This is a genomic window from Kitasatospora nipponensis (genome assembly GCF_039528135.1).
Classification (GTDB): Bacteria; Actinomycetota; Actinomycetes; order Streptomycetales; family Streptomycetaceae; genus Kitasatospora; species Kitasatospora nipponensis.
This window is the reverse complement of record NZ_BAAALF010000016.1, coordinates 32,936-57,431: the sequence shown is the minus strand read 5'-3', so window position 1 is coordinate 57,431 and position 24,496 is coordinate 32,936. Positions and strand designations below refer to the sequence as shown.

Sequence of the window (24,496 nt, the reverse complement as noted above, 5' to 3'; positions counted from 1 at the left end):
GTCATGTCAGATCACGCTCCCTCCGCCGCCTTGAAGAGGGCGGCTCGCGGGTCCTCGGTTGCGGTGGCCTCGCGGTACTGCTCGAGTGCCGTCAGGGCGTCGCCCGTGGTCTGCTGAGGCACCGTCACCTCGACCGTGACCAACAGGTCGCCCCGGGTGCCGTCCTTGCGGGTGGCACCCCTGCCGCGGGCCCGCAGGGTCAGGCCGTTGGCGCTGCCGGCCGGCAGCCGCAGCCGCACGGCCGGACCGTTCAGGGTCGGCACCTCGATGGTCCCGCCGAGGGCCGCTTCGGGGAAGGACACCGGCACGGTCACTGTCAGGTTGTCGCCCTTGCGCCCGAAGACCGGGTGGGTGTCCACGTGCACGGTGACGTAGAGGTCGCCGTTCTGGCCGCCGCGCTCACCCTGGGCGCCCTTGGCCTTGAGGCGGATCCGCTGGGCGTCCTGGACGCCGGCGGGGATGCGCACCTGCATGGTGCGCGCGGAGCTGGCGCGGCCGCTGCCGTGGCACTCGGCGCACGGGTCGTCCACGATCATGCCGCGGCCCTTGCAGTCCCGGCACGGGTCGGAGAGCGCGAAGGCGCCCTGGCCGCGGCTGACGGTGCCCGCGCCCACGCAGGTCGGGCAGACCCGCGGGGTGGTGCCGGCCTTGGCCCCGGTGCCCGAGCAGACCCGGCAGGCGGCCTGGCTGGTCATCCGCAGCGGGACGGTGGCGCCGTCCACCGCCTCCTCGAAGCTGAGGGTCACCTCGGTCTCGACGTCGGCGCCGCGGCGCGGCTGCGGCTGGCGCCCGCCGCGGTTGAACAGGCCGCCGAAGACGTCGCCGATGCCGCCGCCGGCCCCGCCGCCACCGGCCTGCGAGCCGGTGAACAGGTCGCCGAAGTCGAAGCTGTAGCCGTTGCCGCCCGGCGCCCCGCCGCGCATCCCGCCGGAGCCGAAGAGGCTGCGCGCCTCGTCGTACTCCTTGCGGCGCTTGTCGTCCGACAGGACGTCGTACGCCTCGGAGATGTCCTTGAAGCGGTCCTCGGCCTTGACGTCACCCTTGTTGGCGTCCGGGTGGAACTCCCGGGCGAGCTTGCGGTAGGTCTTCTTGATCTCCGCGGTGGTGGCGTCCTTGGGCACACCGAGGACCTTGTAGTAGTCCTTCTCCACGTAGTCCTTCGTGCTCATGACTCCAACCACCTCCCGGATCGGGGCGATACGGCGCCGGCGCGCCTGGCGGCGCGGCGGCTCGATACGGCGCTGCGGAGCCGCACGTCACCAGTGGCGACGTACGGCCCCGCAGCGCACAGCGTGTCAGTTGTCGGCCGCACCGTCAGCCTCGGGGGCCTCGGAGTCCGGGCCGCCGGTGGACTGGGTCCCCGGCTGCGGCTCCGCGACGGCCACCATCGCCGGCCGGATGATCCGGTCGCCGATCCGGTAGCCGGGCTGCAGGACCTGCACGCAGGTGTCCTCGGTGACGTCCGAGGAGTAGCTGTGCATCAGGGCCTCGTGCAGGTTCGGGTCGAAGGGCTCGCCCTCCTTGCCGAACTGCTGCAGCCCGAGCTTGGCCACCACGGTCTCCAGCGACTCGGCGACCGACTTGAAGCCACCGGTCACCTCGCCGTGCTCGCGGGCCCGGCCGATGTCGTCCAGGACCGGGACCAGGGACTCCAGGATGTTGGAGACCGCGATCTCGCGGACCGTCAGCCGGTCGCGCTCGACCCGCTTGCGGTAGTTCTGGTACTCGGCCTGCAGGCGCTGCAGGTCGCCGGTGCGCTCGGTCAGCTCGCGCTTGGCGGTGGCGAGTTCGTCCGAGGCGTCACCCGCGGCCTCGTCGGAGGCGCCCTTGAGCGCCTCCTCCGCGGCCTTCAGGACGGCCTCGTCGGCGTTGGAGTCGTCGCCGGGCTCCACGCCCCGCGCCTTCTCCGTCATGCCGCACCGCCCTTGGGCTTCTCGTCGTCGATGATCTCGGCGTCGACGACGTCGTCCTCCTTCGAGAAGTTGACGTTCTCGCCGCCCTCGGCGCCGGCCGCACCCGCCGCGTCGGCGTTGGCGTAGAGCGCCTGGCCGAGCTTCTGGGCGGTGGTGGAGACCTTCTCGGACGCCTCGCGGATGGCCGCGATGTCCTCGCCCTTCAGGGCCTCCTTGAGCTCGCCGATCGCGCCCTCGACCTCGGTCTTGACGTCGGCGGGGAGCTTGTCGGTGTTGTCCGCGATGAACTTCTCGGTCGAGTAGACGAGCTGCTCGGCCTGGTTGCGGGTCTCGACCGACTCGCGGCGCTTGTGGTCCTCCTCCGCGTACTGCTCGGCCTCGCGCATCATGCGCTCGATGTCGTCCTTCGGCAGCGCGGAGCCGCCGGTGACGGTCATCCGCTGCTCCTTGCCGGTGCCGAGGTCCTTGGCACCGACGTGCATGATGCCGTTGGCGTCGATGTCGAAGGTGACCTCGATCTGCGGCAGGCCGCGCGGGGCCGGCGGCAGGCCGGTCAGCTCGAACATCCCGAGCTTCTTGTTGTACGCCGCGATCTCGCGCTCGCCCTGGTAGACCTGGATCTGCACGGACGGCTGGTTGTCCTCGGCCGTGGTGAAGATCTCGGAGCGCTTGGTCGGGATCGTGGTGTTGCGCTCGATCAGGCGGGTCATGATGCCGCCCTTGGTCTCGATGCCCAGCGAGAGCGGGGTGACGTCGAGCAGCAGGACGTCCTTGACCTCGCCCTTCAGCACACCGGCCTGCAGCGCGGCGCCGATGGCGACGACCTCGTCCGGGTTGACGCCCTTGTTGGCGTCCTTGCCGCCGGTCAGCTCCTTGACGAGCTCGGCGACGGCCGGCATGCGGGTCGAGCCACCGACCAGGACGACGTGGTCGATCTCGGAGAGCGAGATGCCGGCGTCCTTGATCACGTTGTGGAACGGGTGCTTGCAGCGCTCCAGCAGGTCCGCGGTCAGCTGCTGGAACTGGGCTCGGGTGAGCTTCTCGTCCAGGTGCAGCGGGCCCTCGGCGGAGGCCGTGATGTAGGGCAGGTTGATGGAGGTCTCGGAGGACGAGGAGAGCTCGATCTTGGCCTTCTCGGCCGCCTCGCGCAGGCGCTGGAGCGCCATCTTGTCCTTGGAGAGGTCCACGCCGTGGCCGGAGTGGAAGACCTTCACCAGGTGGTCGACGACCTTCTGGTCCCAGTCGTCGCCACCGAGGTGGTTGTCGCCGTTGGTGGCCTTGACCTCGACCACGCCGTCGCCGATCTCGAGCAGCGACACGTCGAAGGTGCCACCACCGAGGTCGAAGACCAGGATGGTCTGGTCGTCCTTGTCCAGGCCGTAGGCCAGCGCGGCGGCGGTCGGCTCGTTGACGATGCGCAGGACGTTGAGGCCCGCGATCTCACCGGCCTCCTTGGTCGCCTGGCGCTCGGAGTCGGAGAAGTAGGCCGGGACGGTGATGACGGCGTCGGTGACCGTCTCGCCCAGGTACGCCTCGGCGTCGCGCTTCAGCTTCTGCAGGATGAAGGCGCTGATCTGCTGGGGGTTGAAGTCCTTGCCGTCCAGGTTGATCTTCCACCCGGTGCCCATGTGGCGCTTGACCGAGCGGATGGTCCGGTCGACGTTGGTGACCGCCTGGCGCTTGGCGACCTCGCCGACCAGCACCTCGCCGTTCTTGGCGAAGGCGACGACGGACGGCGTGGTCCGGGCGCCCTCGGCGTTGGTGATGACGGTGGGCTCACCGCCTTCGAGAACACTGACGACCGAGTTCGTCGTGCCGAGGTCGATACCGACCGCGCGTGCCATCGTGGATACCTCCATGAAGAAGTTGAGCTGTACGGACTCAAGCATGCCTGACGGGTGCATGAGCGTCAACAGGACTGAGTCGGACCCACTCAACTTTATTGCGCCCTTATCTCTCGGCGGGCGTCCCCGCCGCCACGGGAGCACCGGGAGGGTCGTCGCGCCCCCTCGGGTGGGCCGGACGGGTGAGCGTGGCCTTACGTGACTGTCGCCATAGCGGTCGGACCTTCTGAACGGGCGTTAACGCGCGGTAGTGTCCGGCCCGGTCCCCTCGATAAGTTACCGACGAGTACACTCTCGGGAAGGGCCATTCACGTTCGGACCGCACCGGTCCGCCGCGATCCACCGCCCATCGCCCCTCGTACCGCAGGAGACGGAGAGCCGATGCAGCTAGCAGCGATCGTCATCTCGCTGGTCACCACTGTGATCGGCATCGCGCTCGCCACCCGTGCGGGCATGTTCATCTACCAAGTCGTGAAGACCGGACAGGCGGACGGCGGCCGCACCGGCCAGCCGTGGCGCCGGGTCAGGACCGTGGGCGTGGAGTTCCTCGGCCACACCCGGATGAACCGCTGGGGCGTGGTCGGCGTCGCGCACTGGTTCGTCGCGGTCGGCTTCTTCAGCCTCGTGCTCACCCTGGTCACCGCCTTCGGCCAGCTCTTCGACGCCGAGTTCGTGCTGCCCGTGCTGGGCGGCTGGCTGCCGTACGAGGTCTTCACCGAACTGGTCGGCACCTTCACCACCCTGGGCATCCTGGCGCTGATCGTGATCCGGCTGCTCAGCCTGCCCTCGCGGGCCGGCCGCAAGTCGCGCTTCGCCGGCTCGATCGCCTGGCAGGCCTTCTACGTCGAGTACACGATCCTCGGCATCGGCATCTGCATCATGCTGCTGCGCGGCGTCGAGGGCGCCCTGAGCGGCGTCGGCTCCTACGAGGCGCGCTACCTGATCTCGTACCCGCTGGTGGCCGCCTTCCACGGCCTGTCGCACGCCGTGCTGGTCAACCTGATCTACATCTTCGCGATGCTGAAGATCTGCATCTCCTTCGCCTGGGCGACCACCATCGGCATCAACCCCTCGATGGGCGTGGCCTGGCACCGCTTCCTGGCGTTCTTCAACATCTACTTCAAGCGCGAGGAGGACGGCTCCGTCGCACTCGGCGCGCTGCGCCCGATGACCAGCGGCGGCGCCCCGATCGACTTCGAGGACCCGGCCGAGGACGCGGTCTTCGGCGTCTCCCAGGTCGAGCACTTCTCCTGGAAGGGCATCCTCGACTTCTCCACCTGCACCGAGTGCGGCCGCTGCCAGTCGCAGTGCCCGGCCTGGAACACCGGCAAGCCGCTCTCGCCCAAGCTGCTGATCATGAGCCTGCGCGAGCACGCCTTCGCCAAGGCTCCGTACCTGCTGGCCGGTGGCGGCAAGTCGATGGAGGGCGAGGAGCAGGGCAGCGCCGAGCAGTTGGCCGGCGTGCCGGCCGCCGCGCTGGCCGAGGCCGAGCGCCCGCTGATCGGCACCGCCGAGGAGGGCGGGGTCATCGACCCCGACGTGCTCTGGTCCTGCACCACCTGCGGCGCCTGCGTCGAGCAGTGCCCCGTCGACATCGAGCACATCGACCACATCGTCGACATGCGCCGCTACCAGGTGATGATCGAGTCCTCGTTCCCCACCGAGGCCGGCACGATGCTCAAGAACCTGGAGAACAAGGGCAACCCGTGGGGCATGGCCACCAAGGCCCGCCTGGACTGGGTCAAGGAGCTCAAGAAGGAGACCGGCATCGAGGTGCCGGTGATCGGGCAGGACATCGACCCCGCCGAGGTCGAGTACCTCTACTGGGTCGGCTGCGCCGGTGCCCTCGAGGACCGCGCGAAGAAGACCACCAAGGCCTTCGCGGAGCTGCTGCACACCGCCGGCGTGCAGTTCGCGATCCTCGGCAAGGAGGAGTCCTGCACCGGTGACTCGGCCCGCCGCCTGGGCAACGAGTTCCTCTTCCAGATGCTCGGCGCGCAGAACGTCGAGACGCTCAACGCGGCGCTGGAGGACGCTCCGAAGAAGCGGATCGTCGCCACCTGCCCGCACTGCTTCAACACCATCGCCAACGAGTACCCGCAGCTCGGCGGGCACTTCGAGGTGATCCACCACACCCAGCTGCTGCAGCACCTGATCGACGAGGGCAAGCTCGTGCCGGTCAACCCGGTCGAGGGCCTGATCACGTATCACGACCCGTGCTACCTGGGTCGGCACAACAAGGTGTACAGCCCGCCGCGCGAGATCATGGACAAGGTCCCGGGTCTGCGCCAGCAGGAGATGCACCGTCACAAGGAGCGCGGCTTCTGCTGCGGCGCCGGCGGCGCGCGGATGTGGATGGAGGAGCGGATCGGCAAGCGCATCAACACCGAGCGGGTGGACGAGGCGCTGTCGCTCAACCCCGACATCGTCTCGACGGCGTGCCCGTTCTGCCTGGTGATGCTCTCCGACTCGGTCAACGGCAAGAAGAACGAGGGCGCGGCCAAGGAGCACCTGAAGGTGGTCGACGTCGCGCAGCTGCTGCTCGACTCGGTCAAGGCGCTGCCGCAGGCGCCCGAGGCGCCCGCCGAGCCGGCCGAGCCGGCCGGGGTCTGACCCACCGGCGGGCGGGCCGCCCGACCGGGTGCCGCGAGGTACGGGGGTTCGAGTCGTGCGCGAATGTGCTTGTGGCCAGAACCCTCACATATGATGCCTGCCCTGGGTGGTATCCACCCGGGGCAGGCTGTCCGGCGGCCCCGTGCGGGCCGGGGCCGCCCCCGGCCGCCCCCCCCCCCCCCCCCCCCCCCCCCCCCCACCGGGGCCCGACGCAGCTCAGAGCAGCGCCGGGACGCCGGTGCCGGACCGGACAGCAGAGCATCACCAAGACAAGCGGCACTCAAGAACGTGCTTTTTGGCGACGGCCCTGGCAACACTCCACAGGCCAGGTCGCTGACCGGAACCAAGGGGAGAAACCCAAAGATGACCCAGGCGATCATGCTGGTCGGCGGTCAGGGCACACGGCTGCGCCCGCTCACCACCCACACCCCCAAGCCGATGCTCCCGGTCGCGGGCGTGCCCTTCATCGCGCACCAGCTCGCCCGCGCGGCGGCCGCCGGGGTCACTCGGGTGGTGCTCGCCACCTCGTACCTGGCCGAGGTCTTCGAGGAGCACTTCGCCGACGGCACGCCGTACGGGCTGGAGCTGGTCTACCTCACCGAGCGCGAGCCGCTCGGCACCGGTGGTGCGATCCGCAACGCCGCCGAGGGCCTGACCTGCGGTCCCGAGGAGCCGGTGCTCATCTTCAACGGTGACATCCTGTCCGGCCTGGACATCGCCGCGCTGCGCGACGGTCACGTGGCCGCCGGCGCCGACGTGACCCTGCACCTGACCCGGGTCGAGGACCCGCGCGCCTTCGGCCTGGTCCCCACCGACGAGAACGGCCGGGTGCTGGAGTTCCTGGAGAAGCCGGAGACCCCCGAGCAGATCGTCACCGACCAGATCAACGCGGGCTGCTACGTCTTCACCCGCTCGGTGATCGACCGGATCCCGGCCGGCCGGGTGGTCTCGGTGGAGCGCGAGACCTTCCCCGAGCTGCTCGCCACCGGCGCGCTGGTGCGCGGCGTGGTCGACACCTCGTACTGGCTGGACCTGGGCACCCCCGCCGCCTTCGTGCGCGGCTCGGCCGACCTGGTGCTCGGCCGCGTCGACTCGCCGGCGGTCCCCGGTCCCACCGGTGACGCGCTGCTGCTGGACGGCGCCACCGTCGACCCGGCCGCCGTGCTCAGCGGCGGCACCGTGGTCGCGGCCGGCTCGGTCGTCGAGGCCGGCGCGATCGTCGAGGGCAGCGTCGTGCTGCCCGGTGCGGTGATCCGCGCGGGCGCCTTCGTGAAGGACTCCATCGTCGGCGCGTACGCCACCGTCGGTGAGCGGACCTCGCTGGACGGCGCGGTGATCGGCGACGGCGCCACCGTCGAGTCCGACAACGAGCTGCCGAACGGCATCCGGATCGCCTGCGGCACGCTGCTGCCGGTCGGCGCGGTGCGCACCACGGCGGGCCCCGGCGGCTGCCCGGCCGGCGAGACCTCGGCGGCGGCGGTGCACGGCTCGGTGCTGCAGAAGTAGGCCGGCCCGGTCCGGCCGTGGGGTACCAGCGGTACGGGCGGGGCGGTGGTGGGTTCCGACGGTCCTGTCGTGGGTTTCGACCCGCGGTGGGGCCGTCGCCGCGTCACAGCCGTGCTGCAATGCCCCGGCTTTCGCCGGGCGACCGGGCTGCCGATCGCCATTGCGGGTACCGTCGGAGCGTGGCTGGCAACGGATATGAGAACGGGTGGGGCGGCGAGCCCGAGTACCTCGCGGCGCCGCCGCACGACCCGTACCGCAGCGACCACCCGGGCAACACCCGGGCCTTCCCGACCGGTGGGCCGGGGTACGGGGCGCCGGGGTACGGGGGTCAGGAGTACCACGGGCAGGGGTACGACCCGCAGGGGCCCGACGGGCAGGGTTACGGGGCGCCGGGATACGGGCAGCCGGGGTACGGGGAGCCGTCCCAGCCGCCCTACCAGCCGCCGCCGTCGGCGTCCGGGCAGGACAGCGTCGCGACCTACCGCGCCGGTGGCCGCACGACGCCGCGCGCGACCGGTCCGCGACTGCCCTGGCGGCCGCTGCTGGTCGGCATCTACCGGGCCCCGGCCCGGACCTTCGACCAGATGCGGGACCACCAGGCCTGGCTGCCCGCCCTCACCGTCTCGCTGCTCTACGCCGTGCTCGCGGTGCTCGGTTTCGGTGACACCCGCCACGAGGTGGTCAACTCGACCTTCTCGACCGCGCTGTGGTCGCTGGCCGGCGCGGCCGTCGGGTTCACCCTGGCCGGCCTGGTGCTCGGCGCGGTGACCTACGCGCTGGCCCGCCAGCTCGGCGGCGACGGCCCGTGGCCCGCGACGGTCGGACTGGCGGTGCTGGTCGGCTGGACCACGGACGTGCCGCGGCTGCTGCTCGCGCTCTTCCTGCCGTCGGGCAACGTGGTGGTCCAGGCGGTCGGCTGGGCGACCTGGCTGCTCTGCGGGGTGCTGCTGACCACGATGGTCCGCCGGGTGCACGACCTGCCGTGGGGCAAGGCCGCCGGTGCCGCCTCGCTGCAACTGCTGGCGCTGCTGGTGCTGATCAAGCTCCCGACCCTGGGCTGACCGCCGCCGCCCGTTCCCCCTTCCCCCCTCCCCCTCCCCATCCTTTCCTCCCTCCCTCCCTTCTTCTCTTCCTCCCTTCCCGTCCCTCTCCCTCATGCACGGAGCAACCGAATGACCCTCCCCACCACCCGTGTCAGCTTCCCCGGCGGGGCGGTGACCGGCGAGTCGACCGTGCTGGCCGTCCACGTGCTCGCGGACGGCCGGTACGGCGTCGTCACCGCCGAGAGCCCGTTCCACCCGCTCGACCACACCTGGCCCGACCAGCCCGCCGACACCGGCACGCTGACCGTGGCCGACGGCGCGAGCCTGCCGGTGGTCGACTGCCTGACCGGCGCGGTGGGACCGGAGGGCGGGGAACTGCTGGTGGGCGCGGACATCCCGGTACGGCGCGGCGACGAGGCCTGGTCCTGGCTGGTGCTGCACGTCCTGGACGCGGCGCCGCAGGAGGACCTGACCGGTCGCACGGTCACGCTGGCGGTGGACACCGAGCGGCGCACCGCGCTCTCCGCATCGCACACCGGTTGCCACCTGCTGGCACTGGCCCTGAACGCCGCGCTGGCCGCCCGCTGGCGCAAGGACCCCGGGCGCGCGGACGCCTTCGGCAACCCGGACTTCGACAGCCTGGCGATGGCGAGCTCGGTGATGGACACCGAGGCCAGCACCGACGTCTACCGGCTCGGCAAGTCGCTGCGGAAGAAGGGCTTCACGACCGAGGCCGCCGACGACCTGCCGGCGCTGGCCGAGGCACTGCCCGCGATCACCGCCGACGTCAACGAGCGGCTGGCCGCCTGGGTGGCGGGCGACGCCCCGGTCCGGATCGAGGTGCCCGGCCCCGAGCTGACCGCCCGCCGCCGCTGGCACTGCGAGCTCCCGATCGGCCCGGCCGAGATCGCCTGCGGTGGCACCCACCTGCACCGTCTCGGCCAACTCTCCGCACTGCGGACCGAGTTGACCCTCTCCGAGGACGGCGGCGAGCTGACCGCGGTGACCCGCCCGCAGCAGGCCTGACCCGTCGGCGATCCGGCCGGGGCGTCAACGACCCGTCTGAGGCGTCAACCGCCCTGGTGGACGCCTCAGACGTCGCTGCGGTGGAAGTTCAGGTACGAGCGCGAAGGCGTCGGCCCGCGCTGCCCCTGGTAGCGCGAGCCGTACCGCGCCGACCCGTACGGGTGCTCGGAGGGCGAGGAGAGCCGGAACAGGCAGAGCTGCCCGATCTTCATCCCCGGGTAGAGCTTGATCGGCAGCGTCGCCACGTTGGACAGCTCCAGCGTCACGTGCCCGCTGAACCCCGGGTCGATGAACCCGGCCGTCGAGTGCGTCAGCAGCCCGAGCCGCCCCAGGCTCGACTTGCCCTCCAGCCGCGAGGCGACATCATCCGGAAGGGTGATCACCTCGTACGTCGAGGCCAGCACGAACTCGCCCGGGTGCAGGATGAACGCCTCGTCGCCGTCCGGCTCCACCAGCCGGGTCAGATCCGGCTGCTCCTCGGACGGGTCGATGTGCGGATACCGGTGGTTCTCGAAGACCCGGAAGAAGCGGTCCAGTCGGACGTCGATACTCGACGGCTGGACCATGGCGGGCTCGAACGGATCGACCCGGACGCGGCCGTTGTCGATCTCGGTACGAATGTCTTTGTCGGAGAGCAGCACGTCATGAGGTTACGTGCTGCCCGCGGCGGGCGCGCAATCAACCCGTCCACCCCCGTCCACCCCAGGCCCCGCCGGTGGGGCCCCGGACGCGGTCCCCACCGGCCTCGCCCGACCCGTCAGGCCAGGAACGCCCCGGTCTCCAGCCGCAGCGCCCGCGCCAGCTGCGGCGCCGAGAGCGCACTCACATCAGCCGGCACCGAACTGCGCAACCGCCCGCACTGCGGACACCGGATCAACCGCCCCGGCCCCAGCCGGCCGGCCCCGAGATTCTGCATCGGGAACGTACTGGTACTGAACAGGTGCCCCTCGGCACAACGAACGACGGTCCGCTGCTCCATCGATCCCCTTCCCATGCTGCCCCAACTACCCCAACTACCCCACAGCAGCAGCCCCCTGCCCGGGAACCGCCGCCGCAAGTGGACAGCGTCACATTAGGGGATCTTCCGGACATCCCCACCCGCGGCTCGCCGTCCCGGCAGCCCCCACCGTAAGGGTGTGGACCGGCCCGCGAGATGGGGTAGCATGATGCAAGATCGAGCGGTCACTGACGGCTCGTCAGGCGGGCGTAGTTTAATGGTAGAACATGAGCTTCCCAAGCTTATAGCGCGAGTTCGATTCTCGTCGCCCGCTCAGAAGGAAAGCCCCAGGTCAACGGCCTGGGGCTTTCTTGTTGTCTGGACCAATTCGGGGCCGTCGTGCCAGATTCGTGCCAGATCTGATGCTCCCGGGCGTCAGATGCAGGGTTGTCGCCTGCCGCCAGCCTCTCGGTGCACGCCTTGCGCTGAAGTCATCTCAGGACGTGAGATCAACTTTTGGTGATCTGGATCACCTGCTGCGCCCGCTCGCATTCGAGCTGCTGGGCCGCCGCGAGGCCGTCAGTCTGGAGGTCGATTGTGGGCTCCAGGCAGATCGCCCGCACGGCACGGATCGTGCGGGCGCCTGACCTCTTCTGGCCTACGAGGGTTCGATCTCAGCGGCCGGCTGCAACCAGTCGCTGTCGGGGCGGGCGAGCAGCCGGGCATTGTTGTAGGCCATCGCAGTTGTGAGCACGGTGTGGCCCCGGTAGAACTCGCCCTGCCTCGATACGACAAGAGCAAGGTCAACTGTGCTCATGTCCACGAGGGACAGGGGCAGAAGAAGCTGAACGGCGTTCTGTGTGGGGTACCAGGTCGGAACGGCTGCCTTGTAGTTTCGGCGGACACGGTCAACTGCTCCGTCGACGGCCCCTTTGAACGCCATCCGAGCAAGATGGGGGGTGCCTCGCAAGGCTGCCGGGAAGCGCTCAAGGTTCCCGGAGTCATCGAGGATGTGCTCCACGCTTACGACAAGTTCTCGGCGCCAGTCGTAGATGTACTCGGCTGGGTTGTCGGTGTAGGTCACGAAGTCGGGACGCGAAGAAGGTGGGAACTTCTCCATGAAGTCGCGGTCGCTGCCAGAGCGCCAGCCTGTGAAGGCCCATGGCTGACCAGCTGGCCGACTGTTCCGCTTGAACAGCCCGTAGATCGTCTCTTGCCGGCCGGTGGCCAGCCCGGTGTTAAAAGCCGTGCATGTGCCGTCGGTGCTGGTCGAGACTCTGCCCTGCTGGTGTGCGCGCTCGAACGTCCACCTGATGTAGTTGCGGAGGATGCGGTTGTCGCCCGGCGTTTCGGGGCTCAGTCCATCCCAGTTCTCGTCCTCCGCCATGTCGGCCAGCCGGTCAAAGAGGTCTGGGTCGCCTGTGCCGCCCTGGAGGCTTACTGCGGACCGCACATAGCCCATGTAGGCATAGTCAAAGAGGGCGTTCCCGGGCTGCTGAGGCTGGCTTGGCGCTGAGGTGGCGGTGCCCGTGAAGTGTTGCTGGAGTCGGGCGAGATCGTTCGGTGTCACTGGCTGGCTCTCGGACGTCACTGCTGGCCTCTCGCGGTCGGTGTGTATTTGCCTGCTGCGACTGACGGTTGACAGAAGTTAGCCGTTGACGATCTCGCGGATCCGGCGCAGTTGATCTTGGGCCTCTGACGCGTTTACAGCGCGCAGCGCATCGTCTCCCTTGTTACTCGGGCTCAGTACCGCCTTGACGATGTCTCCGATCGGGCTGCCGAGAAGGTACAGCCGCACCTCGTCGTACTGGTTGCCGGGCAGTTCGCCAGGGATGTGTCCCATGCCGTGCGACTGCAGGCTGCGGCTGATGGCATCGCGCACGTGGATGCCAAGGCGACCTGCTCTTTGGATGTCGCGGAGCGTGCCCATGTCGATGGTGTAGAGCCCGTCGTTGGCAGTGACTGACTCGCGGAGCTCGTCGTAGTTGTCGGCCATCCCGCCCCTCCATGATTCCTTCGGGATCTTTTCTGTAGATAAGAATAAATCCTTAAGTCCAGGGAGGGCAAGATGTTTGTCGAACCGTCAGGTAGCTGGGGTCGTGAGGTGTGGCCTGATGGGCTGTCGGAGATGGAGCCCTGGCCAAAGTGCGACTGGCCAGGGCTCTGCTGATGCCGGGTTGCGTTATGCCTGGCGCGGGACCTCCGTAGTCGCGGCAGTGCCCGAGGCGGGTGGCCGACGGCGGGTGCGGATGTCGACGACGGCGGCGCTGATGCCGTTGGAGATCTTGGTCTGCTGTTCGGCTGTGGCGTGCTGGTAGATCAGCGCGGCGCGGACGGAGGAGTGGCCCATGTGGGCCATCAGGTCCTTGAGGCTGGCGCCGGTGCTGGCGGCGAGGACGTTGCCGGTGTGGCGGAGGTCGTAGAAGCGGAAGCCGTCCATGCCGAGCTTCGTACGGGCCTTGCGCCACTTGCGGCCGAACGTCGAGCGGCGGAACGGGGCACCGCGTTCGCCGATGAACAGCAGGCCGTCGTCCTCCTTCGCGGCGTACCAGCGCAGGTGCAGCTCGAAGTCAGGGACGATCTCGGGCGGGATGCCGACCGGTCGCCTTCCGGCCTTGGACTTCGGGTCGCCCAGGACGCGCTTGCCGGTGGTCAGCTCGGGGGCCGCGCGGCGGATCCACACGACCCGCTTGACCAGGTCGACGTCGGAGCGGCGGACCTCGGCCAGCTCCTCGGGACGGAGGGCCATGAAGGAGCCCATGAACACCATGAGCTGCCAGCGCGGGCCCATGAGGTCAGCGAGCTGGAGGACCTGCTCGACCGTGGCGACGGGACGCTCCTCGGCTTCCTCTTTGCCACCGCCCCTGATGCGGCAGGGGTTTCGACGGATGAGCTCGTCGTCGACGGCGGTCTCCAGGACCGCCTTCAGGAGGCGGTAGGACTTGGCCGCGGTGGTCTTCTTGCCCTCCTTGACCAGGGCGGCGCGCCAGGCCCGGACCTGGGGAGCGGTGATCTCCTTCAGCTCGGACTCGCCGAACGACGGTTCCAGGTGCAGGCGGAGAAGCCGGCGGTACAGCTCGTCGGTGAGAGGTGCGAGGTCGCGTTCGTCGATCCAGGCGGTGGCGTAGAGGAGGAAGTTGACGGCTCCCGCGTTGGGGTCGCGCCACTCCTCGCGGCGTATGTCGGTCTCGGTCTCGACGAGCCAGGCTTCGGCGTCGCCCTTGGTCGCGAAGGTCTCGTCGGCGTTGCGGAGGAGGCCGTCGGGGCCGGGGTAGCGGGCCTGGAAGCGGCCGGAGGGCAGCTTGCGGACGGAGCCCCAGCGGCGCCGTCGGCCGGAGTTGTTCGCCATCAGGCAGCCCGCCCGAAGCGGCGGCGGCCGGAGCGGACCGGGGCGACAGTGTTGGCCTCGATGTAGGCAGCGAGCACGCTCTCGGAGATGCGGACGTGGCTGCCGATCTTGACGAAGGCGATGCGCCGCTCGGCGATGAGGCGCCGGGGGAAGCGCTCGGTGGTGCCCAGGCGTTCGGCGACCTGGCCGACGGTCAGGTACTGCTCGGAGGCGTTGGTCGAGCGGCGGTTGCTGTTCTCGGGCATGGGTTCTCTCCTCGCGGCGCGCGTGGCTGTGACGTGCCGTCGCCGCGGTTGATCGCTGTGGTAGGTGGTCGGTTTTGGATCGACGCTGCGATTCCGGTGCGCCAACACCGGAACGAGCAGGGGTGATACGGGCCCGGGAGGTAGCCGGGTGGGCTCTGGGTCAGTCGCGGGTGATCGCGGCCTTCAGGTTGTCGAGAAGCTGGACGAGTTCAGCCTGGGTGAACTGGCTGAACGGGTTGGCCTCGGCTGCCTGTTCGGCAGCCGAGGGGAGCGGCAGGTGCCGGGTGCGTCTGCCCTCCGGCCGCGCGCGCAGGGCGTGCGTGAGCAGGCCGTCCTCGCCAGCCTGGTTGGGCTCGTCGACGGGGAAGGGCAGAAGGGGGCTGATGCCGTCGGCCCAGTCCCAGGCCGCCTCGGTGGTGACCGGGCCGGCGCCGGTGACGTTGGTCCGGCTCGCGTCGGCGACGGGCGGCAGGAGCAAGGTGGCGGGGGAGACCCCGAGCGCGACGGCGATGGCGGCGAGGTCGTCCACGTCCACGCGCCGTTCGCCGCGCTCGATCTTGCTGAGCGCGGTCGTGGGCGTGGGGCGGCCCAGATCGGTGAGGATCTCGGCGAGTCGGCGCTGGCTCATGCCGAGCTCGGTCCGCAGCCGCTCGATGTTCTTCGCGGTCTGCAGACCGGTCGGGCCGATCTCGACGGGTCGTGTTGCCATGACGGGATATAAGCATGGATCTCCGGCCGCACCAAGTAGTCCGGGAGAGTCGTGCGGATCGTGCTGCGCCGTCCGCGCGCGTGCCGGTCTGTCCACCGCTTTATGGTCATTGACATGCTGTTTGGCGCGGCCGGACTTTGCTGGTAGTCCTTGGGTGCGCGACTCGGCGAGAGGGCGGTGCCCATGCCGACTTGCCACGTGGCGCTCCAAGATGGAACGTCACTGGCGGCGCTGACCTCGACTCCGCCGAGGCGGCGAGATCGACAGAGAGCCGGCCGACCGGAGACGCAGGAGGGGATGAACGGGGCGGCGCGGAGAGGAACGCGCGACCGCCCGAAAACGGGAGCGGCCCCCGGTGTTGGCGCACCGAGGGCCGAAGGAACTCCCTGAACTGACCACCTACCACAGCGATCAACCGAGGCACCGGACCGTCACAGTCACGGGTGCCTCGGGGAGGAAGCCATGCCCAAGAGTACGACCCTGGCGGCTCGCACCACACCCGCCTGTGGCAGCCTGCCCCCGAAGGCGGGGCGGTAGCCGTGGCGCGCATCCGCACCATCAAGCCCGAGATCACCCAGTCGCTCAGCCTCGCCGAGGTGTCGCTGACCGCTGAGCGGACCTTCGTCTGCCTGCTCACCCAGGTCGACGACGAGGGCCGCCACATCGACCACGCCGCGATCATCAACGGCGTCCTGTGGGCACTGCGGCCCGAGCACACCCCGGTCCACTGCGCGGATGACCTCCAGCAGCTCGCCTCCGCCGACTTGCTCTGCCGGTACACCGGTTGCGACGGCCGCCAGTACCTGCACGTCGCCAAGTGGCACGAGCACCAGAAGATCTCCCACCCGAGCGCCTCCCGGCTCCCGTCGTGCCCGGTGCACGAACGTGAGCGGCGGTGCGGTAAGTGCAAGGGGGAGCGGTGTGCCCGCCCGGCTCCGGAGGACCTCGGGAAGGCTTCGGAGTCCCTCTCCGGCCCGTTTTCGGCACCAGTCGGCGACACCACGCTTCCCGAGGCCGCTCCACAGACCCTCAGCAGGCCCGAGTCGGGCAACCAGGCGGCGGATGCCGGTGAAACAGCAGGTCAGGGCACGTCTCCGGAATCCCTCCGGAGGGCTCAGGAGGACCTCGTGCCTGGATCTAGGATCATGGATCCTGGATCTACCCCTAAAGGGGGCGGCTCCGCCGCGCCCACCCCGGCACCCTCGCGCATCCCTAACCAGGATGCGCCGCACCACGTCGCGGGGCAGGCAACCGATGACGGCGTGACTGCCCACGACCTGCTCGCCGAGTACGTCCGGGGCTGCCGCAAGCGCCCGCCCGCCAAGGTGCTCGGGCACCTCGCCAAGGTCATCTCCAGCCTGCTGGCCGAGAACTTCACCGAAGACGAGATCCGGGCCGGCCTGGCGCGGTACCAGGCGAGGCCGCTGAGCCCCAGCCTGCTTCCGGACATGGTCCACGAAGCCATCAACGCCCAGCCCGCAGCGGCCCGGCAGAGCGCCGCCCGCGCGCACCACCAGCCCTTCACCAACCCCGGGGACGCCCTGGCCTACTACGGGGGCGAGCTGTGACCTCCACCCCGACGGCGGCCCGTACCGCCGACCGCGATCCCAAGCTCATCGGCGGGGGCTGGCGCGAACGCTTCGCCCGCATCCAGGCTGTCCCGACCACCGCCGCGGAACGCGAGGCCGACCAGCCGTCCACCGTGCTGGAGCTGGCAGACCGGCGCATTCCGCCGCGCTACCGACTTGCCGTTGCCGACCACCCCGAGGTCACCACCTGGGTCCAGCAAGTCACCCTGGCCAGCCGCCGAGGACCCGGCGGCGCTCCAGGCATCGCCCAGGGCCCGTCGCTGCTGATCACGGGCTCGACCGGGTCGGGCAAGACGCACCAGGCGTACGGGGCGGTCCGCAGCCTGCTCGCGGGCGGTGTGCGCCTGCGGTGGATCAAGACGACCGCCGAGGAGCTGTACGCCGCGCAGAGGCCCCGTCAGGGCGTCGACGCCGAGCAGGAGATGCGCGCGCTGATGGCCTGCCCGCTGCTGATCGTCGACGACCTCGGTGCCGCGAAGGCGACCGAGTGGACCGAGGCGCTCACGCTGCGGCTGGTCAACCACCGCTACGAGTACCTGCTCCCGACGATCTTCACCACCAACCTGCCGCTCGGCGACATCCGCGCCGCCCTCGGCGACCGCACCGCGTCCCGGCTGGCGGAGATGTGCGAGCGCGTCATCCTCACGGGCCCCGACCGCCGACGACGCACCGCCTGAGCCGCGCACCGGCTCCGCTCTGCCCGGCATCCCCTTCACACGTCCACCCCTCGCCGCTCGGCCCGGCATCCCCTTCACACGTCCACCCCTCGCCGCTCGGCCCTGCCCTTGCAGCGACGAGGCCACCTGGAGCACCTCACATGACTACCGCCGCACTGCCCCCTGCCCGCATACCGGCCGCTCGGGTCTCCCTCTGGGACCGCCTCACGGTCGTACTGCTCGGCGCGCTCGGCTTCGCTCTGTCCTACGACGCCCTGCGGCAGATGGCCGCCGCGATCCACGTGCGCGGCCCGCTCACCTACGTGTTCCCGCTGATCATCGACGGGTTCATCGCCTACGGCGTGCGCGCCCTGCTCGTCCTGCGCGAAGCCCCCCGGCCCGCCCGCGCCTACGCCTGGACGCTCTTCACCGGAGCGACCGCCGCCAGCGTGTGGGCGAACGCCCTGCACGCCGTCCGCCTCAACGACCTGACCGGCACCGACAGCAGGCTCCGGCTCAGCGACACCGTCGTCGGCTTCCTGTCCATCCTCGCCCCGCTCGCCCTCGGCGGCGCCGTCCACCTGTACATCCTCATCGCCCGCCACGGCGAGAACACCGAGATCCGCCGGGGTGAGCAGAACGACGATCCAGACAGCGGAACTTCTGCCGACCCCGTCGCCGCCGACCAGGACGAGGACATCCAGCTGCAGCGGATGGAGGACCGAAGCGACGAGACGGCACTGCTGACGCTGCTGTCCGCCGCCGGCCTGCTGCCCTCCGAGTGGAGCGACGCGCTGCCCGGCCGCCAGGCGGCGGAAGGCGACGACCAGCCGTTCGACACTGCGAACACTCCAGCCGGCGATTCGGCAGAAGTCGCTGAGTTCGCAGGCGAGTCGCAGGTCGGCGGTGGCGACAGTACCGCCGAGGGCAAGCCGGTCGGCCGTCCGCCGGGCGCGTCGATGGAGCAACTGCTGGAGGTCAGCCGCGCGGCGGTCGCCGCCCACGGGCGCCTCAGCCGCGCGGTCGTCGAGCAAGCCGTCCGGGAAGCCGGCCTTCCGCTCGGCAGCACCCGCCTCACCGAGCTAATGAAGCGACTCCGTCAGGAGGCAGGCGGCGCGGAGGGCCGTACACACCCCGAGGCCGACTGACCGCCGTCGTGGCCAGCCGACCGACCGGCCCCGGTCAGCTGACCACCGACTTCTGCCGACTCGCAGCGGCATCGGCAGAAGTCCCATCGCAACCAGGTCCCCACGCCCTACGGGACCCACCTGCACCACGAACTGCCCCTCCCGCACGGCAGGCCACGCTCGGAAAGCCCCGCCAGTTCGGCCGCTCATACCCGCGAAGTCCGGCGCAACCAAACCGGCACCCACCCGGAAACTGCCCACCGAGACCGCCAGGCCCCGCACCGACCGCCCACCCCCGTGGAGCACACCCGTGACCACCGTCCGCCAGCCCATGAACGACCAGCCCGAGAACCCTGTAAGCCCCCTGCACTGCAACGGAGGTGACCACCGCTCTGCCCCAGACGGAGCAAGCAAGGGCGTCCGACCCTCTTACGAAGGGTCGGACGCGGACGCCCTCGCCCGGGAGGGCGAGAGCCGGTGATGCCGAGCGCGGGGGCGCACTCGGCATCACCGGACGTGCGGCGCCAGGGGGCGCCGCACGAGGAGAAGCCCAGCACCGAGCCGCCCGCGAACGTACAGCCCCTCGCCGTCAGCGCCACCGCCGCTGTGCCGTCCGCCGAGAGCGACCCCGACGTCCCGCCCACACGCCCTGCCGCCGCGCGACGTCCCAAGCGAGCCACCGCACACCGCGCCCCCAAGCGCCGCCGACGCAACAACACGAACCCTCTCGACGGCCAACTCACCTTCCGCTGCCACAGCGAGGACAAAGCCGAAATCGAGCGCCGCGCCAAGGCCGCAGAGCTGGCCACCGCCGCATACGTCATCCGCAAGGCCCTCGCCGACGACCACACCGACATCGCCACCCGAGACGAGCGCCTGGACGCGGCGATCGACGAGGCCGCCGCCCTGCGAACCCAGGTCGCCAAGCTCGGCAACAACGTCAACCAGCTCACCCGCGACTACCACTCCGACATTGCCCTCCCACCGTGCCAGGTCCTGGACGCCTTCACCGAGGGCCGGGCCCTGCTCGCCGACGCCCGCACGCTCCTGACACACCTGGACGAGGTGGCGATGCGCCTCGCGCAAGGCAGGAACCGGTGATCGCCAGCATCGGCGGCGGCAGCAGCACCATGGGCCTGCTCAAGTACCTCTTCGGACCCGGGCAGCACCACGAGCACAACGACCCGCACATCGTCGGATCCTGGGACGGCCTCGCCCCCAACCCCGGCCGCGAGCCGGGCGTCACCTTCACCCAGCTCCGCGACGCGCTGGACCTGCGCATCGTCCAGGCCGGCGAGCGAGCACCCAAGGAACACGTGTGGCACTGCTCGGTGCGCGCGGCCTCGACCGACCGGCTCCTCAGCGACGACGAGTGGAACCGCATCGCCCAGCGGATCGTCGTTGCCGCCGGTGTCGCTCCCGAAGGAGATCCGGACGGCTGCCGATGGATCGCGGTGCGCCATGCCGACGACCACATCCACATCCTCGCCACCCTCGTGCGCGGCAACCTCACCCAGCCCCGCATCCGGGGCGACTGGGGCCGGGTCGAGAGCGAACTCACCCTCATCGAGAACGAACTGTGGCTGCTCAGCCTCGCCCACACCCGCACCAAGGACCGCCACAGCGGGCCCAAGCGCCCCACCCGCGCCGAACTGCGCAAGGCCGAACGCCGAAACCTCCCCCAGACCCCGCGCGAGACCCTGCGCACCGCCGTCCGCCAGTCCCTCGCCGGAGCCGCCACCGAGGAGGAGTTCCTGCGCCGCCTCGCCGAGCACGGCATCAGGACCAGCACCCGACGCGCGCCCTCCGGAGACGCCATCGGCTACAAGTTCGCACTCCCCGGCGACCGCAACGCCAAGACCGAGCCCGTCTGGTTCTCCGGCAGCAAGCTCGACCCCGACCTGTCCCTCCCCAAGATCCGCGCCCGCCTCGCCGCCGGCGCGGCCGAACCCGTCTACCCCGATCCCAACGAGTACACCTGGCCCGCCTCCGGCCGGCACCAAGCCAGCACCACCATCGACCATGCCCTGGCCACCCTGGCCGACGACCAGAGCGGCGACCAAGCCGCCGCGACGATCAGCGGCAGCATCGAGATCCTCGACGCCCTCGCCGCCACCAGCTCCGTCCTCAGTAGGAAGGAGATCGCCCAAGCCGCCCGCGCCTTCGACCGCACCGGCCTCACCCACACCCGAGCCGCCAAGACGGACCTGCGAGCCATGCGCTCGGCCGCCCGCGCTGTCCTCAACGCGGGACCGGCCGTCGGCCGAGCCGATGACGGCGCCGCAGCCGCCACCGTCCTCTCCAGCCTCGTCCTGCTCGCCGTCCTCATCGCGAAGTGGCACGCCGCCCGAGGCCATGAGTACCAGGCCGAGGCCGCCAACGCCGCCGCCGACCACCTGCGCACCGCGTATACGCGGCACGCGGCCAAACCGATGGCCGCCCTTGACCTCCAAGGCCAGCGCCTGCCCCCGCCCGCCCAGGACCGGCAGGCCGCAGCCATCCGCCAGGCCCTTCCGGCCGACCAGGCCACCAAGGTGCTGAACGAGAACGGCTGGAACGCCCTCGCCGCCACCCTCGCCGAAGCCGAAGCTGCCGGCCACGATCCGGCCGTCCTGCTTGCCCAGGCCGCCGGTCGACGCGAACTCGCCACCGCCGACTCCGCCACCGCCGTCCTCAACTGGCGCATCCGACGCGATGCCAGCCTCCCGACAACACCGGCAGTGGCGAAGCCGAGCACACGGACCGGCGCGGCACGGATCAGGACAACCGCCACCGGCCGCACAGTCGCGATGCCGGTGAACCCCGCCGCCCAGCCTCGGCCGTCGGCACCGCCAACCCCACTACCCCGTCGCCGGTAGCTCATCACCCGTCGGTGCCAAGTTCTCAGGCACCGGCGGGTGATGTCGGCTCGCGTCATCCAGGTGTTGACGTAGCAGCCTTGCACCGGAACGCACCCTGCCCGCAGTCCTGTTGAACCAGGGGTGCCCGCTGGCCCGGACTGCCAGGGCAGTCACGCAGTGATCTCCGAGTGCTCGGCGACGGGCGGTTGAACGCTGGTGAGTTCGGTGGCGCGCTCGGCGAGGAGTGGGGCGAGCTCCGGATACCAGCCCCGCGCGACCGCTTGCAGCATCTCGGCCAGCGCGGCCAGTTCGCCGATCCGGCCGGCTGGCGTGCCGAGGATCGACGAGAACTCGTCTCGGATGCGAGCGGCGAGCCCGGGAACCAACAGGCTGTTGGTGTGAAGCAGGCCGGGGTCGTAGCCGACAGGCACCTGGCCCCAGCGTTCCCAGTCGAGGAGGGCGAGCGGTGCGGTGAGATTGCCCCAGTGAAGGTCACCGTGGCCGGTCACACGCTCGATCTTCTCGGGTGCGGGGATGCCGAGGAACTGCGGGAACGCCTTGTCGATCCAGCCGGACCGCACGGTGACCCGAACGCCTTCCGCGTGGCCCAGCCGGTGGAGGGCTTGCCGTAGGCTCCCCCACCACTCGTCCGGGAGACCGGGATCGTGGGCCAGGTCCGGCCGGTCGGGTGAGATGACCGGATGCGGGACGTAGTCGGCGACCTCGGCCTTGTAGGCGTAGGTGTCGTCGGTCCAGTCGAGCACGTCGTGCAGTCTGGGACGCGGCACGTCGTCCGGCACCAGGACCGACGCACCGACGCTGCCTTCTCCCTGCTTCCGGCCCGCATTCGCCTTGGCGGTGGAGGCCACCCGCAACCAGAGGACACCGGCCCGACGGCTGATGGTGCAGCCGAGGAACCCCCACACAGGAGCGCCGGTACAGGTGAGCCCGAGAAGTGCCGCCGCATGGGCGTGGGCGGCCTCCATGCGGAGTCTGGTCTCCTCATCCGGCGGCGAGTGCATCGATCACGCTCCTGAGTCGGTCGCGTTCCAGGGGGATGGCCACAGCCTTTTCCGCATCGTGCCAGTGATTCGCGGTGCTCGCGGACAGCAGCACCACATCCAGGCCAGGGCACGACGCCACCGCCAGCAGCGCAGCTGCCGGAGCGGACAACCCTGGCCGGATGAGGTCCACCAGTTCGGGTGTCATCAACCCCGGGAGTTCTCCGCCATGGAGCGGAGCGGACGCGAAAGTGATCACTCCGGCGTCCCCCGCCTCCACGAGCGGTCCGCCGCCGTCGAGCGCCCTGGCGATGGGCTCGGCCATGACCAGACTCACCGGGAGCTGCAGTCCGCCGAAGTGGTGACTCGCAGAGCCGGCGGCTTGCTCGGCCAGGCCGAGAAGTTCCGCCACCGTCAACGCGCCCGAGCTCAGGCCCGACCAGGTGGCGACGCCGTAGCCGCCGATTCGGCCGGCCTGGGCGAAGTCCTCCAGTACGGCGAACGCTCCCCGTAGAAGATCGTGCAGTCGGGTGCGGTCGTGCCCGGACGTTGCCTGCTCGGGGTTGTGGACGAAGACCAGGTCGGCGCGGTCCAGCACACTCAGGGACTGCTCGGTCTGCCACCGCACGAACGCTGGATCGAGGCTGTGGCCCACCCCCGCCTGTTCCGGGGTGAGCACGTTGGCCTCGACGGCGGCACGCCCTTGGGTGGTCGTGATGAAGCCCGTCTTCGTACTCACCCGAACGCTCGGGTGGCCAGCCAAAACGGACGCCAGCTCCTGATGCGCCAACCCATGGGAGTAGTTGGGGGCCGTGTCCACCCATCGCGCCCCGGCGGCGAGGGCGGTGCGCGCCGCCTGGCTGACGGCGCGCACCCGGTACGTTCCCAGGGCGAGAGCGGCGGTCACAGCGCCGTCCCGACCACGGAGGCGGCCTGGCCCTCGATCAGCACGGAGAGCAGCGACGCCACGTCCTTCACCCCCAGGTCGGCTGTAGCAGCCAGCGATCCGAGGGTGGCAGGCTGTCCGGCCAGCAGAACCCGCAGCAGCGGGGCTGCCTGGCCAGCGAAGTCCCACGCGGTCCCCGCCGCCGCAAGGGTCACGGTGCCGTCCGGCCCGTTCTCGGTCATCCTGGCCCGAGGCGCGGTGAGCCGGACCGTGATCTCCGGCCGAGCCGGAAGGCCGTCGATGTAGGGCAGGGACGTGATGGCCCGGCCGTAGTGCGTGGTATCGACCGACTCGGCCCAGCGGCTGACCAGTTCGGGATCGGACAGCTCGGTCAGCATCTCCTTGCGCAACTCGTCGACGTAGGCGGCCTGCTCGCCGGGCGAGGCGAAGCGCGGCACGTCCAGTCGCAAGGCGAGGTGGGAGTGCAGCTGGTCCACCACCCAGGTCAGCAGGTCGGCTCCGGTGTGGGTGACCAGGCCGAAGGTCAGGTGCAGGGACGGCGTTCCCTGGTCCGCGGTGACCGCGTGCCACCAACCGCGCGGCAGGTAGAGCACGTCGCCGGCAGTCAGCACGAGATCGGCTACCGGGGCGCCTTCCGGCTGCTCCGGGGCCTCCACGTCCCGGAAGGTTGGCGCGGTCCGGGTGGGGGCGTACAACCGCCAGCGCTTGGCCCCGTACATCTGGACCACCACCACGTCATGGTCGTCCCAGTGTGTGCCGAAGCCCTCCCGTTCGGTCCACGAGGCGTAGGCATTGACCTGCACCAGCGTGCCGAGGAACCGTTCCAGGGCCTCGGCGGCGGCCCCGATCGGCGGGTGGATCTTCTCGACCGAGTCCAGCACCAGCGAGGCACCCTCGGCCAACCGTGCCTGAAGTTCGGCCGGTTGGATACGGTGCCAGGTCACCGCCCGGCGGGTGGTCACCGGCAGCGCGTACTGGTGCAGGGGGAGCATCTCGCCGTCCATCGACAGCCGAAGCCGCGGGGGCTCCAAGCGCTGGGTGGCGAGGATGGTGTTCAGGTCGTCCCAGGACAGCAGGCCGGCGACGTCGGCAGCCTGCCCGGGGATGACGGCGTAGGAGCGGTTGAACGTCTGGGCGAGGAACGAGTCCCCGCCCAGACGCGCCGCCCACGAAGCGGCATCATGCATCGTG

Annotated in this window: 21 protein-coding genes, 1 tRNA gene and 1 pseudogene; 10 read left to right on the top strand and 13 right to left on the bottom strand. The window is 70.4% G+C overall.

The window, feature by feature from the left end; all coding sequences use genetic code 11:
- Positions 1 to 11 precede the first annotated feature (11 nt).
- The 3 genes from dnaJ to dnaK all read right to left on the bottom strand — a co-directional run bounded on the left by dnaJ (position 12) and on the right by dnaK (position 3,757).
- Positions 12 to 1,169: a molecular chaperone DnaJ gene (gene dnaJ / locus ABD323_RS07685; protein WP_344440468.1), complete on the bottom strand. Its 1,158-nt coding sequence runs from the start codon at positions 1,167 to 1,169 to the stop codon at positions 12 to 14.
- Between the two features lie 126 nt (positions 1,170 to 1,295).
- Positions 1,296 to 1,913 carry a nucleotide exchange factor GrpE gene (gene grpE / locus ABD323_RS07680; RefSeq protein WP_344440467.1) on the bottom strand — a complete coding sequence of 206 codons (618 nt, stop codon included), beginning with the start codon at positions 1,911 to 1,913 and terminating at the stop codon, positions 1,296 to 1,298.
- Positions 1,910 to 3,757, bottom strand: coding sequence for a molecular chaperone DnaK (dnaK, locus tag ABD323_RS07675; protein ID WP_344440487.1), 1,848 nt, complete (start codon positions 3,755 to 3,757; stop codon positions 1,910 to 1,912). The genes grpE and dnaK overlap by 4 nt, the downstream gene beginning before the upstream one ends.
- Positions 3,758 to 4,138: 381 nt before the next feature.
- On the opposite strand from dnaK, the gene ABD323_RS07670 reads away from it, so the two are divergent.
- From ABD323_RS07670 to ABD323_RS07655, 4 genes and pseudogenes are all read left to right on the top strand, one after another.
- On the top strand, positions 4,139 to 6,370 hold the full coding sequence (locus ABD323_RS07670) for a 4Fe-4S dicluster domain-containing protein (RefSeq protein ID WP_344440466.1): 2,232 nt from the start codon (positions 4,139 to 4,141) through the stop codon (positions 6,368 to 6,370).
- Between the two features lie 363 nt (positions 6,371 to 6,733).
- A pseudogene (gene manB / locus ABD323_RS07665) lies at positions 6,734 to 7,798 on the top strand (mannose-1-phosphate guanylyltransferase); the annotation flags it as partial.
- Positions 7,799 to 8,055: 257 nt separating this feature from the next.
- Entirely contained in the window at positions 8,056 to 8,937 is an 882-nt protein-coding gene (locus ABD323_RS07660; protein WP_344440465.1) for a Yip1 family protein, read from the top strand.
- 111 nt (positions 8,938 to 9,048) lie between these two features.
- A complete protein-coding gene (locus ABD323_RS07655; protein WP_344440464.1) occupies positions 9,049 to 9,945 on the top strand; it encodes an alanyl-tRNA editing protein in 897 nt (298 codons plus the stop codon).
- A gap of 65 nt (positions 9,946 to 10,010) precedes the next feature.
- Here the strand turns inward: ABD323_RS07655 and dcd are convergent, their stop codons facing one another.
- Both dcd and ABD323_RS07645 read right to left on the bottom strand, forming a co-directional pair.
- Positions 10,011 to 10,586, bottom strand: a complete 576-nt coding sequence (gene dcd, locus ABD323_RS07650) for a dCTP deaminase (protein ID WP_344440463.1) — start codon at positions 10,584 to 10,586, stop codon at positions 10,011 to 10,013.
- Positions 10,587 to 10,702: 116 nt separating this feature from the next.
- Positions 10,703 to 10,939: a hypothetical protein gene (locus tag ABD323_RS07645; protein WP_344440462.1), complete on the bottom strand. Its 237-nt coding sequence runs from the start codon at positions 10,937 to 10,939 to the stop codon at positions 10,703 to 10,705.
- 206 nt (positions 10,940 to 11,145) lie between these two features.
- Between ABD323_RS07645 and ABD323_RS07640 the strand changes: the two genes are divergently transcribed.
- Positions 11,146 to 11,216: transfer RNA gene (locus tag ABD323_RS07640), tRNA-Gly, on the top strand.
- Positions 11,217 to 11,540: 324 nt separating this feature from the next.
- Here ABD323_RS07640 and ABD323_RS07635 read toward each other — a convergent pair.
- From ABD323_RS07635 to ABD323_RS07615, 5 genes are all read right to left on the bottom strand, one after another.
- Entirely contained in the window at positions 11,541 to 12,473 is a 933-nt protein-coding gene (locus tag ABD323_RS07635) for a DUF3825 domain-containing protein (protein ID WP_344440461.1), read from the bottom strand.
- 57 nt (positions 12,474 to 12,530) lie between these two features.
- Positions 12,531 to 12,878 carry a hypothetical protein gene (locus ABD323_RS07630; RefSeq protein ID WP_344440460.1) on the bottom strand — a complete coding sequence of 116 codons (348 nt, stop codon included), beginning with the start codon at positions 12,876 to 12,878 and terminating at the stop codon, positions 12,531 to 12,533.
- A 186-nt stretch (positions 12,879 to 13,064) separates the two neighbouring features.
- Positions 13,065 to 14,231 carry a tyrosine-type recombinase/integrase gene (locus ABD323_RS07625; protein WP_344440459.1) on the bottom strand — a complete coding sequence of 389 codons (1,167 nt, stop codon included), beginning with the start codon at positions 14,229 to 14,231 and terminating at the stop codon, positions 13,065 to 13,067.
- Entirely contained in the window at positions 14,231 to 14,476 is a 246-nt protein-coding gene (locus tag ABD323_RS07620; protein ID WP_344440458.1) for an excisionase family DNA-binding protein, read from the bottom strand. Before ABD323_RS07620 ends, ABD323_RS07625 begins: the two co-directional genes overlap by 1 nt.
- 160 nt (positions 14,477 to 14,636) lie before the next feature.
- The gene (locus ABD323_RS07615; protein ID WP_344440457.1) at positions 14,637 to 15,185 is read right to left on the bottom strand and encodes a helix-turn-helix domain-containing protein; all 549 of its coding nucleotides are present in this window, start codon (positions 15,183 to 15,185) and stop codon (positions 14,637 to 14,639) included.
- A gap of 539 nt (positions 15,186 to 15,724) precedes the next feature.
- On the opposite strand from ABD323_RS07615, the gene ABD323_RS07610 reads away from it, so the two are divergent.
- The 5 genes from ABD323_RS07610 (at position 15,725) to ABD323_RS07590 (ending at position 21,415) form a co-directional block, all read left to right on the top strand.
- Positions 15,725 to 16,753, top strand: a complete 1,029-nt coding sequence (locus ABD323_RS07610; protein ID WP_344440456.1) for a hypothetical protein — start codon at positions 15,725 to 15,727, stop codon at positions 16,751 to 16,753.
- Positions 16,750 to 17,451 (top strand): ATP-binding protein, encoded by a 702-nt coding sequence (locus tag ABD323_RS07605; RefSeq protein WP_425555900.1) that lies wholly within the window; start codon positions 16,750 to 16,752, stop codon positions 17,449 to 17,451. Before ABD323_RS07610 ends, ABD323_RS07605 begins: the two co-directional genes overlap by 4 nt.
- Before the next feature lie 140 nt (positions 17,452 to 17,591).
- Positions 17,592 to 18,578 (top strand): DUF2637 domain-containing protein, encoded by a 987-nt coding sequence (locus ABD323_RS07600; protein ID WP_344440455.1) that lies wholly within the window; start codon positions 17,592 to 17,594, stop codon positions 18,576 to 18,578.
- Positions 18,579 to 19,037: 459 nt separating this feature from the next.
- Positions 19,038 to 19,658, top strand: a complete 621-nt coding sequence (locus ABD323_RS07595) for a plasmid mobilization protein (RefSeq protein ID WP_344440454.1) — start codon at positions 19,038 to 19,040, stop codon at positions 19,656 to 19,658.
- On the top strand, positions 19,655 to 21,415 hold the full coding sequence (locus ABD323_RS07590) for a relaxase family protein (protein ID WP_344440453.1): 1,761 nt from the start codon (positions 19,655 to 19,657) through the stop codon (positions 21,413 to 21,415). Before ABD323_RS07595 ends, ABD323_RS07590 begins: the two co-directional genes overlap by 4 nt.
- A gap of 152 nt (positions 21,416 to 21,567) precedes the next feature.
- Here ABD323_RS07590 and ABD323_RS07585 read toward each other — a convergent pair whose 3' ends face one another.
- The 3 genes from ABD323_RS07585 to ABD323_RS07575 are packed head-to-tail and all read right to left on the bottom strand — an operon-like array spanning position 21,568 to position 24,492.
- Positions 21,568 to 22,383, bottom strand: a complete 816-nt coding sequence (locus tag ABD323_RS07585) for a hypothetical protein (RefSeq protein ID WP_344440452.1) — start codon at positions 22,381 to 22,383, stop codon at positions 21,568 to 21,570.
- Between the two features lie 16 nt (positions 22,384 to 22,399).
- Positions 22,400 to 23,305, bottom strand: coding sequence for an aldo/keto reductase (locus tag ABD323_RS07580; RefSeq protein WP_344440451.1), 906 nt, complete (start codon positions 23,303 to 23,305; stop codon positions 22,400 to 22,402).
- Complete coding sequence (locus tag ABD323_RS07575) at positions 23,302 to 24,492, bottom strand: cupin domain-containing protein (RefSeq protein ID WP_344440450.1); 1,191 nt, start codon at positions 24,490 to 24,492, stop codon at positions 23,302 to 23,304. Before ABD323_RS07575 ends, ABD323_RS07580 begins: the two co-directional genes overlap by 4 nt.
- Between the last annotated feature and the right edge of the window lie 4 nt (positions 24,493 to 24,496).